This window comes from Pedobacter sp. AC402, assembly GCF_979252805.1.
This window is the reverse complement of record NZ_CEEDAI010000015.1, coordinates 188,516-200,431: the sequence shown is the minus strand read 5'-3', so window position 1 is coordinate 200,431 and position 11,916 is coordinate 188,516. Positions and strand designations below refer to the sequence as shown.

General features: G+C 38.9%; 12 protein-coding genes and 1 pseudogene. 4 read left to right on the top strand and 9 right to left on the bottom strand.

The genetic code is table 11. The features are described from left to right. Positions 1 to 75 precede the first annotated feature (75 nt). The 4 genes from AC0IWE_RS24440 to AC0IWE_RS24425 all read right to left on the bottom strand — a co-directional run bounded on the left by AC0IWE_RS24440 (position 76) and on the right by AC0IWE_RS24425 (position 4,727). Entirely contained in the window at positions 76 to 300 is a 225-nt protein-coding gene (locus AC0IWE_RS24440) for a hypothetical protein (RefSeq protein ID WP_471795102.1), read from the bottom strand. Continuing rightward, entirely contained in the window at positions 293 to 2,524 is a 2,232-nt protein-coding gene (locus AC0IWE_RS24435; RefSeq protein WP_471795101.1) for a TonB-dependent receptor domain-containing protein, read from the bottom strand. Before AC0IWE_RS24435 ends, AC0IWE_RS24440 begins: the two co-directional genes overlap by 8 nt. A gap of 113 nt (positions 2,525 to 2,637) precedes the next feature. Further along, positions 2,638 to 4,377, bottom strand: a complete 1,740-nt coding sequence (locus AC0IWE_RS24430) for a PspC domain-containing protein (protein WP_471795100.1) — start codon at positions 4,375 to 4,377, stop codon at positions 2,638 to 2,640. Between the two features lie 14 nt (positions 4,378 to 4,391). Then, complete coding sequence (locus AC0IWE_RS24425) at positions 4,392 to 4,727, bottom strand: PadR family transcriptional regulator (protein WP_055903176.1); 336 nt, start codon at positions 4,725 to 4,727, stop codon at positions 4,392 to 4,394. A 433-nt stretch (positions 4,728 to 5,160) separates the two neighbouring features. Between AC0IWE_RS24425 and AC0IWE_RS24420 the strand changes: the two are divergent. From AC0IWE_RS24420 to AC0IWE_RS24410, 3 genes and pseudogenes are all read left to right on the top strand, one after another. Then, positions 5,161 to 5,655 (top strand): annotated as a pseudogene (locus AC0IWE_RS24420) (amino acid permease); the annotation flags it as partial. A gap of 100 nt (positions 5,656 to 5,755) precedes the next feature. Beyond that, a complete protein-coding gene (locus tag AC0IWE_RS24415) occupies positions 5,756 to 6,616 on the top strand; it encodes an APC family permease (protein ID WP_471795099.1) in 861 nt (286 codons plus the stop codon). Positions 6,617 to 6,821: 205 nt separating this feature from the next. Next, positions 6,822 to 6,986, top strand: coding sequence for a hypothetical protein (locus AC0IWE_RS24410; RefSeq protein WP_157255310.1), 165 nt, complete (start codon positions 6,822 to 6,824; stop codon positions 6,984 to 6,986). A gap of 14 nt (positions 6,987 to 7,000) precedes the next feature. Here AC0IWE_RS24410 and AC0IWE_RS24405 read toward each other — a convergent pair whose 3' ends face one another. From AC0IWE_RS24405 to AC0IWE_RS24385, 5 genes are all read right to left on the bottom strand, one after another. Further along, positions 7,001 to 7,192 (bottom strand): FAD-dependent oxidoreductase, encoded by a 192-nt coding sequence (locus AC0IWE_RS24405; protein WP_471795098.1) that lies wholly within the window; start codon positions 7,190 to 7,192, stop codon positions 7,001 to 7,003. Then, the gene (locus AC0IWE_RS24400; RefSeq protein ID WP_471795097.1) at positions 7,149 to 7,898 is read right to left on the bottom strand and encodes an NAD(P)/FAD-dependent oxidoreductase; all 750 of its coding nucleotides are present in this window, start codon (positions 7,896 to 7,898) and stop codon (positions 7,149 to 7,151) included. The genes AC0IWE_RS24405 and AC0IWE_RS24400 overlap by 44 nt, the downstream gene beginning before the upstream one ends. Before the next feature lie 74 nt (positions 7,899 to 7,972). Further along, positions 7,973 to 8,599 (bottom strand): class I SAM-dependent methyltransferase, encoded by a 627-nt coding sequence (locus AC0IWE_RS24395; RefSeq protein ID WP_471795096.1) that lies wholly within the window; start codon positions 8,597 to 8,599, stop codon positions 7,973 to 7,975. A gap of 79 nt (positions 8,600 to 8,678) precedes the next feature. Continuing rightward, positions 8,679 to 9,590 carry a UbiA prenyltransferase family protein gene (locus tag AC0IWE_RS24390; protein ID WP_471795095.1) on the bottom strand — a complete coding sequence of 304 codons (912 nt, stop codon included), beginning with the start codon at positions 9,588 to 9,590 and terminating at the stop codon, positions 8,679 to 8,681. 120 nt (positions 9,591 to 9,710) lie between these two features. Continuing rightward, positions 9,711 to 11,048, bottom strand: a complete 1,338-nt coding sequence (locus tag AC0IWE_RS24385) for a DUF3472 domain-containing protein (RefSeq protein WP_471795094.1) — start codon at positions 11,046 to 11,048, stop codon at positions 9,711 to 9,713. A 395-nt stretch (positions 11,049 to 11,443) separates the two neighbouring features. Between AC0IWE_RS24385 and AC0IWE_RS24380 the strand changes: the two genes are divergently transcribed. Then, positions 11,444 to 11,863, top strand: a complete 420-nt coding sequence (locus AC0IWE_RS24380) for a VOC family protein (RefSeq protein WP_471795093.1) — start codon at positions 11,444 to 11,446, stop codon at positions 11,861 to 11,863. Positions 11,864 to 11,916 lie beyond the last annotated feature (53 nt).

The window sequence follows — 11,916 nt, the reverse complement described above, 5'->3', positions numbered from 1 at the left end:
GACAAATTCCTCGCGGGTGGCCCAAACTCCCAACTCAGAACTCCAAACTCCCACCTCAAAACTCCAAACTCAACACTACCCCCCGGCTCTGCCTTTCATATCATCCGTAGCTGTATTTCTTGATCGTGCTGATTTTACATTCTGATTTCCGAAGTTATAGCTGATGCTGAAATTTGCTCTTCTGCTGGTGTAATGGTTCACTACATTCATGTTGATGTTCTGGTAAACCAGTTTTCCTTCCCAATGGTTGGTGAGCAAAATATCATCCATATTTAATCGCAGTTTAAGTTTTTTATCCATCAGGGTTTTCTGTATCTCCGGCATTTAAAGCACCCTGGTAATTGGTTGTTTGCTCTACACCGTTAACCCGTGGCGAGTTAAGCCAGGCGCTAATTTCCAAACTAAAATTTTGAGGCAAGGTAAAAGAGTTAGAAGTATAAAGGTTTACCGCAGCTTTACCCGCGCTATAGGCTGCGCCTTCTATGTTGCCATCGGTGAATTTATTGTAATAAACGCTTACATTGTTCTGCATGTTCCACCATTTGGTAACCTTAACCGGTACATTTATATCGGCCGAATAATTTTGTGATCGACCAAGGTTCTCACGGATTACACTGATTACCCTTGTGGCATCATCCTGTTTACTGATCTGCGTAATCATATCTTTAGTATTCGAATAATTTAGCGAGAACGAAAATTCTTTATAACTGTAGCTAATCTGATAGTTATCAGTAAACTGAGGTTTAAGGTAAGGGTTGCCCTGATCAACCGCCAACGGATCTAAATAAAAAACAAATGGATTAAGTTGTTGGTAATTCGGGCGATCTACCCTTCTGCCATAAGAATAACGGATGTTGTTGTTTTCATTAAGTTTTTGGTTAACAAACACCGTTGGGAAGAGTGAAAGGTAATTGCGGTCTACTTCCTTTTGGTCGGTAACCGAAGTACCGTTTGAGTGTGTATGTTCTGCACGGAGGCCAAGCTGTATCTGCCATACTTTCCACTCTTTAGAAAAGCTCCCATAAATGGCGTTAATGTTTTCTTTGTATACAAAATTGTTCGATTTACCCAAATCATTCTGCCATACCCCACCAATAAGCTGCTCCGAAATAAAATCGTTATTGGTAACCACATAACTACTTTTTAAACCCGCCTCCAACTTGGCCGTTTTAGAAAGTGGAAGTGTTAAATCTGTTTTGGCAGCATATACACTAATCTCGGCATCGGTATTGTTTCTTAAAGTTGTTTTGTTGGTAGAGCTGCCACCGCTGTTTAAATAATTGGCCAAAAAGTTTTCGTCCTTTTTATTGCTGAAGCCCGAATAATCCATATCAAAGGTTAAGCTCTTCCCTTTTTTATCGAAATCGTGTTTAATGTTAAAGTTGGCTGTTAAATTGCCTACCGGAGAGCTCGAATTGGCATCCTGCAATATATAACTGAGGTTAGTTGCCCCATTTTGCACTGCATTAATGTTGGTATTGCTAAAATTGGTAAGCTTGTTGTTTACCGTATTGGCATCAAACATCACCCCAAAAACCGTTTTATCCGAAGCATAATAATCAGCACCGAATTTAACCTGGTAACCAACACCCTTACTTTTGCGGTCGAAATTTTGCGTTAGCGCGCTGGCCAAACCTTCTGATAAAGTGCTTCGTGTTAAATACGTGTTGTTAAATTGAGCCTTCCTTGCCACGGTACTATTGCCAAAAATATTCCATTTGCCCTGCCTGTGGTTTAAATTCAGGTTTACGCCGGCACGGTACAAATCGCTTGGCGAATCGGGCATAATCCCCTGCCCGCTGTTAACGCTCACAGTACCATTGGTACCGAATGCCTTGTTGCGTTTAAGTTTAATATTGATGATTCCGGCATTTCCGGCGGCATCATATTTGGCCGATGGATTGGTAATCAGTTCTATCGTGGCAATCTGATCGCTACTCATATTGCTTAACAAGGTTGTAATATCAGCACCTGACAGGAAATTCGCTTTCCCATCAATCATTACCATAATACCGCTTTTGTTGTTCAGTTTAATCTGGTCAGTCTGCCGATCTATCTGTACACCCGGTGCTTTCTCTAACACTTCTAAAGCGGTACCACCTGTGGCAATAATGCTGTTCTCTACATTCAGTACGGTTTTATCAATCTGATGTTCGATAAAAGGCTTTTTACCCTGAACGCTTACCTCTTTTAACTGTTTGGTTAAACTTTCTATGCCAATGGCGGGTAAATTTAAGTCTCCATTAAGTGAAAAATGACCGGTCTTTTTATCTTTAAAACCTACAATCGAAACCGACAATACATACTCACCGTTTTTTAACTGGTCGATTACAAATGCGCCATCAATATTGGTTGATACACTTTTCACCACCGTAGTATCGGGGTAATTTAATACCCTTACAATGGCGAACGATACCGGTACTGTTTTTTCATCGACAATTTTGCCCGTAAGTGTGTTTAATTTTTGGGCAAAAGAAGCCCCACATGCTATAAAGCATGCAATTAACGTTAATAATGTTTTCATGGTATCTTTTTTTTAGGTGTACTAGTCAACTCAAGTGAAGCGCCGCGAAATGGAGAGATCTGTATAAATAAGTTTCTCGGTTGCGCTGCGCTCCGCTCGGAATGATGGAAATATTACTCGAGCTTTATTCCCAACTCTTCTTTCACTTCCCTTATCCTGTTCGATACAGAATCCTGAAATACGGTATCAGTAGGTTTATCCTTGTGCATAAGCTCCAAATTACTAAGCTCTTGTTCTAACTGTTGCTTTTTAATGGCTTCTTCTTTTAATTGCGCAACACATTTTAAACCATCTTCCGTCATGATCCAAACGGTGAAATCGTTGTGGTCATTTTCTGCGTTTTTGCAGTCCCAGGTCCAATAATTGTTTACGTAACGGTATGAATCTTCTTTTAAGATCAATTTTGTACCCACCGGAACTTCGAGTGTTAACCTTACTTCCTGGTTTCGCCAGATGCTTCCTTTTCGCAATTGAAACCTCGGACTAAAAATCAATTCCGCATCTTTCAAAGTATAGGTGTAACTGATGTTCTGTGCATTTTGCAATGCGCTTTGGAAGGTTTTGCCCTGCGATTCGTATTTCTGCGTTAAACGCGTTACGCTGGTTTCACTTTTTTCAATATTAATGCGGATGTGGTTAGGCGAAACAAACGGACCATCCTCAAAATCGTCTACTACAATCTGGTGGCGGTTATTGGCATCAATATGGTATGCCACACTATCCTCTTTACTAAAGTATTTGCTCTTATCAATGTTGATGGTATAGGCAGGGAAAGATTTAAGATCAACAGTTTGGGTTAACTCTGCGTGCTGTTTAAACTCCGATGATATTTTAGCCGCCTGATAACCCGTTACCGCCACACCAGCCAACCAGATAATCAGCAATGCAAACGACAGTGTTTTATTAATGGCCTGTTTGTTAAATGCAACCCGGATAGAGAATAGTACCAAAGCTAAAACCGGCACAAAACATACTATAAATGCGCCAAATAATATTACGCCCCTGTTGCCTTCATTGATGATGGAGAAAGGGAAGTACTCGTATATACTGGCATCCCAAAAACCCTGAAAAGCAGCTGCACTAATAATCAGTGTTAACAAAAACAGCACACCAAATACCACAATACAACCCGCAATTACTTTAAAAATTACTTTACCTGTACCCGAAATAAAGCGGCCCAGCCATTCGAAAAACTCTCCGATAAAAATACCAAGACGGGCAAATATCGGTTGTGCATGTTTGTTTACCTCACCCAAACGTTCTTTAACGGCCAGCAGTTCTTCATCAAGGTTTTTTTGGAAGCCTTGCAGGTTTGCCGGCTCACCTTTCATTTCCATCCGCTCAATACGCGATTTTGCTTTTGGCATAATAATCCAAAGCAGCGCATACACCAAAATACCCGATCCACCAAGAAAAACAGTAAGCACGGTAGCCACTCTAATCCACTTCGGATCTGCGTTTACATAATGCGCTATACCCGCACAAACACCCGCAACAACTCGGTCGTCCATATCGCGGTAAAGCTTTTTCTCGGCATATTGCTGCTGGTAAGCATTGCTGATTACGGGTTCTTCCTCACCGGGTTCTGTGGTATCAAAATCCTGTACCTTGCCCATCTGCGCAATTACCGAGTTTACATTGGCCGAATCTACAACCTGTTTTTTCTGCTCTTCCAATTGCTCGGTTAACAGTTCAGCAATACGGTTTTCTATATCCGTTACAATTTCAAGGTCGTCTGCATGGTTGGCAAAATACTGTTTTACTTCGTTCAGGTAGGCCTTTAAAAGTTCGTAAGCACTTTCTTCAATATGAATAATCGTGTTTCCTATATTTATGATGATGGTCTTTTCCATTTCTTTTTTACTAATTATGAATTGGCTCCTTTTTGTGAAATACCTACAGCATAAGCCAGCTCCTGCCAGGTTTGATCTAATTGTGATAAAATTCCCCGACCATCTTCGGTTAAGGTATAATATTTACGCGGTGGGCCTGAGGTAGATTCTACCCAGTTGTAGCTTAACAAACCATTGTTTTTAAGCCTGGTTAATAATGGATATAATGTACCCTCAACCACCAATAGCTTTGCCGCCCTTAATTCGGCAATAATATCCGAAGCATAAATTTCGCCCCGTGAGATGATTGATAAAACACAGTATTCCAGAATTCCTTTCCGCATTTGTGTTTGCGTATTTTCTGCTATCATATAACAAAGATATATGTTTTATATACTACCATGCAATACATAGTACTAAAATAAATTAAAGTAAATATGTAAATCACTGATAATAAGCGATATAATTTTAAATTAAATTTTGCTTTCTGGAAATAATTCTTTAATCAACTAAGTTTTTTACTCTTTTTCGGAAAAGAAAGTTCCTATAATCATTCGGTTTTTGCAGTCCTTCGCTCACCTTTAGTCACGATTTATATCCTTATTCAAACTCAAATATTCTGATAAAATTGGGAGCTATCTGGTTCGATCAGGTTTACCAGTTAAAGGCTGGTGCTGCTATTTATGGCTCACGGACAATACCTAAAAATCAGATAGAACTTTAGCTTTAAAAGGTTTATAATAATATATAAATACTATAGAATTAATATATTTTAATAATTTTACAGCTTCTTAACTTGTTTTCATGAAAAAATCTATTGCCAGCATTGTTGCAGAGGCGAACGAAAGCGGCGAAGGCACGCTTAAAAGAACTTTGGGCCCTATTAACCTCATTTTAATCGGGGTTGGCCTAACGCTTGGTGCAGGCTTATTTTCTATAACCGGCCTGGCAGCTGCCAATCATTCGGGGCCGGCGGTAACCTTATCTTTTGTTATTGCTGCGTTGGGCTGTGGCTTTGCAGCATTATGTTATGCCGAATTTGCATCCATGATCCCTGTGGCAGGCAGTGCTTATACCTATTCATACGCTACCATGGGCGAACTTTTTGCATGGATTATCGGTTGGGACCTGGTATTGGAGTATTCTGTGGGTTGTGCTACGGTGGCCATCAGCTGGTCGCAGTATTTAACCAGGTTTTTAGCCAGTTTACACATTTACCTGCCTCCCCAGCTTACTTTATCCCCTTTTGAAACTGCTAAACTTGCTGATGGCTCTACCATTAGCGGCATTATCAACATCCCCGCAGCATTAGTGGTGGTATTGATGACGGCAATATTAATCCGCGGCACCAAAGAGCTATGCAATAGTAAACGGGATTATTGTATTTTTAAAAGTTGGTGTGGTATTGGTGTTCATTGCCTTGGGTTGGCAATATATCGATCCTGCAAATTACCATCCCTACATCCCCGAAAATACAGGCACATTTGGTCAGTTCGGTTGGAGTGGTGTATTGCGTGGTGCAGGGCTTGTTTTCTTTGTGTTTATCGGTTTTGATGCAGTTGCTGCATCGGCCCAGGAAACAAAAAACCCCGCAAGAGATTTACCGATCGGTATTATTGGCTCTTTAGTAGTGTGTACCGTTTTATTCGGCCTTTTCGGGCACGTAATGACGGGTTTGGCCAATTATAAAGAATTTGCCAATAGCGGCGCACCAGTTGCCATAGCGATTGAAAAAACACCATACGCATGGTTAAGCCAGGCGATTATTTTGGCGATACTAATTGGTTATACATCTGTTATTTTAATCGATTTAATGGCACAATCCCGGATGTTTTATTCGATCAGTAAAGATGGTTTGTTGCCAAAGATGTTTTCGGATGTACATGCTAAATTTAAAACACCTTACAAATCAAACCTGATTCTTTGCTTATTTATTGCCCTCTTTGCTGCATTTGTACCCATGAATGTTGTTGGCGAAATGACGAGTATAGGCACTTTACTTGCTTTCTTAATGGTATGTGTGGGCATCCTCATTCTCAGAAAAACAGATCCAGAAGCTAAGCGTCCTTTCAAAGTGCCATTTGTGCCACTCATCCCGATTTTGGGCATTTTAACCTGCATTGCAATGATGGTATTTTTACCTTGGGAAACCTGGGTGCGACTTGCAGTTTGGTTAATTATTGGTTTAGCCATTTATTTCTGGTACGGTAAAAAGAACAGTAAGTTGACTGCGCGAGAAAAGCAAGCAGAGCACCTTTAACAGACATAATTATTATACACGAGCCAATTAAACTGTGCAATATTTTACACAGTTTAATGGGCTTATTTGTTTAGCACTCGTATTTACAACCGCATAAATATCAATTAAATAACAAAAAAATATAAGTTATTAACAATTAAACATTTTTCTCAGTTTTTGGCTTGGGATTTGTCTTAAGAAAATCAACCCTATTAAATTCATTGCTATGCTTATTAAATTAGACACATCAGTTTTCAAGCTGCACAGGCATAAAACAGAAACTGTACAAAAAACGGTTGCACCGCTTACAAGAGATCAATGGATTACTGCCGATAGAATTGTGATGGCAGCTATGTTTATTGCCACTATAGCAGGTGCGATTTTATTTTAGTACCTGATGAACGATCAAAAATCTTCTGCAATCATTTCCTTATTCATCCATACTGCGGCCGTTGTTCCTGCTGCAGTAATGATTGATAGCGACCTGAATAACGTTGCACAATCTCCTGCCGCATAAACGCCATTGGCAGTGGTTTGCTGCTGCTCATCTACTTTAATCGTTTTTAAATCTGTTAAATCGAAACCAAGCTGCCTCATCTAAATTCGAATGTTGCTCTACTTCAGGTTTCACATAGATCGCTTTTAACTTTAGTTTATCTCCATTTTTAAATCTTACCGCTTCAAGATCACCATTTTGGTGCGCCAGTGCTTCAATTTCATTTTCTATTATTTCAATTGATTTTGCTTTTAGCATACTACGCTGTTCTACAGTTAAGCGCGATTTTCCGTTGGTTAAAACAGTTAAATCTTTATTCCAATGCTGGAGGGTTTTGGCCATTTCGAAAGCGTGGTCACCATTCATTAATAGTCCTATTTTTTCATTCCTGATTTCATAACCATGGCAATAAGGACAATGTACCGCAGAAATTGCCCAGCACTCAGCCAACCCCTTAATGTCAGGCAATACATCTTTGAGTCCTGTAGCCAACAAAATTTTTCTTGAGGTAAAATTTTCGCCTTTTTCTATTCCAACACTAAAACCGCCATCAATACGCTTTGCGGAATTAACCCTTGCATCTAAAAATTTAACGGTTGGATATTTTAACACTTCTGCTCTTGCAGCTTTTGCGATATCTAAGGGCTTATCGCCATCATGTGTTAAAAAATTATGCGAATGCGGAGTTTGCCGGTTGCAGGGTTGATTAGCATCGATTACCAAAACATTCCTTATTGCCCTGCCTAGGGTTAATGCGGCTGATAAACCGGCGTAACTGCCACCAATTATAATTACATCGAAATCCATATCTAATATATTTTAATACAAAGATCAGATTCTTGATATTTAATGCAACAATATTGCATTAAATGAATGTCATTTTATTTTATGAAGATTGTTGCCTTGATAAAGCCTCCATAATACAGTCTTTCTGCCATAATCTGGTACTGGGCCTTCAAAAAAAATGGCTCCATATTGATAAGCTTATTGGCTTCAACAATGCCTAAAAGTTTAAAAAAGCTGTACATCGATTTGAGAATTAGCCATTTCCACCAGTTTCCATTGGTTTTATTGAGTGAAAAATCTACTAAAAACCACAATCCACCCTTCTTGAGATAATTATTTAACTTTTCAAATACTTGTATGGCGCGTTGTTCGGCAAAATTATCGAACAGAAAGGGGGTTAAAATTACATCGTAAAGGAGCTCGGTTTCAAATTCTTCAATACCGAGGTTAATAAATTCGACCGCATTGTTTTTACAATCGCGTTTTTTGGAGCGTGCAATCATTTTGGCCGAAATTTCTATGTAAACAATTTTCAATCCGCTTGCATAAACTTTCGCAATTTCTTCTAATATCCAACCTGTTCCGCCTCCAACAATTAATACATTGCTTTTTTCGGGGAGATATTGAAGCTGATCGATCTGTGCATTAACCTGCGATTTAAAAAACACCAGCCTGCTTAAGGTATCGTAATGCGGGGCTATTTTATCGTAGTTATTATTCATTGGTTAACTGTTAATACTTGATAATTGATTATTTGAACATACTACCGATCACTTATTAGCCGATTAAAACAATTAACCCTTATCGCACAAACTGCATTCCGATTATCCCACATATCGCTTTAAATAGAATAAGCCCATCAATTACCATCAGGTAATACAGTATATTTTTTCTGCGGTGCATCGAGTAAGCCACATAAATTGTTAGGATAAACGGCAGCACATTAAATAAAACCTGTGGCAAACCAAATCCTTTATAACTGGCAAATATACCAAGTGAAATTAGCCCAATTACCAGTAATGGAATCAGAATATTGAAAATTGTACGCCTTAAACCATAACGTACCACAAAAGTCCGAAGGTGTTTATTGGCATCATTAGGATAATCTTTAATATCGAAAATGATTGCATTAACGGTACAGAACATCCAGTTTTTAATAAAAAGCCAGGTCCACAATACAGAATCGTGGTAACCTATTCCGGTTTCTATTTTAAGCATAATTAAGGGCAATACATTTGCACAACACGCCCATACAAAGCCGATAACAAAAGCCTTTAGCCATCCTGTATTGCGCAAATTGAACCTGAGGAAAGATTTGGGCAATAAGCCATAATATAATGCTCCGGCGGTAATGATAATTAATATTGCAACCCAATAACTGATTGGAAGCGCAAGAATATGATGAAAATTATGGTACAGAAGCTTTATTGCAAGCAACATACAAATGATAAATAGTATGGCCTGACTCCAGTTAATAAATTGCTTATGCTTAAAATACCACTGATTGCGGGGATTGGTGCTTGATGGATTGGTGGAAACTTTATTATAAGCGTAAGTATAATAAATGGTTGGTGCCAGAAACAACAACAAATAATAATTTAAGGTGTTAAATGGCAACCTGAGCTGAAAACTTGCTTCGAGAGTTAAAGCTACAGCAAGGAGCCCTACAAAGTAGTTTCCAAAGAATATGAACCTGATAATCTTATTGAGCATTTACCCCAGTTTTTCTGCAGGCAATTTCGGATATTATAATTGAATAAGATAAATAATTTATAGAGATTAATAAATTGCAAAACAGTATACATCAACCTGCTTTGCAATTTATTGTTACAGTTATGGAAGTGTGTTTAGGTTAACCGTTGGTGCGGTGCCTGTAGCGGTTCTGGTAAATGATTGGTTCGGGGTGACATAGTTGGCAAAAAAACCGCCATTTTGCAGATAAAATTTTCCACCAGAAACTCCTCCGGCAAAATCCATCCGCTGTTGGTTACCACCTGTAGCATCAACGGTGAAATTCGCATTGGTAATTTCCGTCCAGCTGCCAGAGGCATTGCGTACCCATTGATTGTTGTACTGGGCTTTTCTACCGAGGTAACCATTTTTATCATTAAAGTTTTCTAAGAAAGAGTACAACCCAGATAAATAACTGTTGGTATTTGGTTTTTTCCATGAAGCCATAAATGTCCAAACGCCCAATTCTGGCGCATAAAACCATGATGAATAAACGGTATTACCTGCCCCATCTGGTTTACCCTGCGTTAAAAACTTATAGGTATTTCCGGCAACCCAATTGTAAATGAGGTAAGATTGACCGCCTTCTCCTTCTCCAGTAAAGTTAGTTGCGACAACATTAGTTCCTTTTCTGGTCCAGGTTGTAGTTCCGCCTGTAGGGTTCCATACAGAAAAAAGCATTCTGCGCTCCGTTGCCGAGTTAACCTGCATACCAAAATAGCCACCATCAAAGCCGTTTGCCATGTAATAACTTCCAATCTTATCTTCTCCTGTTGGCACTGTAACCTCATTGTAAAACCACTCCGTATTGGCTGGTGCAGAAAATCCTAAATGAACAGAAGGTCCTCTTCTAGACCAGTAATAATTTGCAGGATCATTTGCATAATATACGTTTGAAGCTACCGCAGGCCCACTGATTACCAGATCGGAAACATCGGCAAAATAACTGCCTGTTTTGCTCAAACCTTGGAATTGAACAGTTACATAACCCGGCGTAGTGATATTTACCGTACCAACAGTATAAGTGGTATTGGCTGTTCCTGTAGCGGTTACGTTAAACGGTGTTCCGTTAATGGTAATTTTTAAAACACTTGTGCCACTGGGTACCGATGCCTTTACCGCTACGGTTAGCGAGCCTGTATTACCGATCCTGAAATAAGCACTGAAAATACTGTTGGCATTGGTCCAGTTTGCCAGTTTGGTTGAAGTTACTGTTTCAGCACCGCCCGATGCCAGGGTGGTTACGTAAGCGTTGCCCCCCATCGAAACCGTAAGTGAGGTGCCACCAAGAGATTGAGTATTGGCAAGGCCAAGCTTACCCTTTTGTAATAAGGATGCGTCGTTTGCATCTTGTAGATTTTCCTGTTTTTTACAGGAACTGGTAAATAAAACCAGACCCATTATAGCCAGGCCCGAAATTGATTTGATAATTTTTTTCATTGATTTGGTTGAGATTTATGGTTAGTAATGATGTATCAAACAAGGACTTATATAACAAATTTCTTTCTCTAATTTAATGATGCGATGGGGCACTTCTAACAAAACAACAGGCAAAAATCAACGCAAACGTTTGTTTTTAAAGCATTTAGGTTTTGCACAACTTCAACTAAATAATCTTGCTTTTGATGTATTAATACTACAACCTCATGCTATTCTGAAAAGGGTTAATTTTATGGGTTGTATTTTGATTTTAAAACGCTTAATCCACATGTTAAAAACATGAAATACATGCAATTGTAATCTATAATCAATCGTTTGTGTGAAGAAAAAATGTTTGATGAGAAATGAATTTCTGCTATCTTCAAACTAATAACCAGACCACTCAAATAAATTATATGGAAGAGCAAAAAAGCAGTTCAACTCCCGCCACAGATAATACTCCAAAAGTGACAGGAATAGGTGGTATTTTCTTTTTTTCAGAAAACCCACAGGAAACAAAAGATTGGTATGCAAAAAATTTGGGTTTTGAAATGAGTGCTTGGGGCACCACAAGTTTTGAAACAAGAAACCTCAACAATCCCGATGAAGTAGAATCGCTACAATGGAGCCCATTTAAACAAGGTGATGAATATTTTTCTCCATCCAAAAAGGAATTTATGATTAACTACAGGGTGCAGAATATCGAAGGCCTTGTGGAAAAACTTAAAGAAAATGGCGTAACCATCCTCGATGAAATTGCTACATATGATTATGGAAAATTTATCCACATTATGGATGCAGAAGGCAATAAGATTGAATTATGGGAGCCTAAATAAGATGCTGAAATAAATTCAGCAAGACGACGATATTATAGAAATTAGTTTGAAAC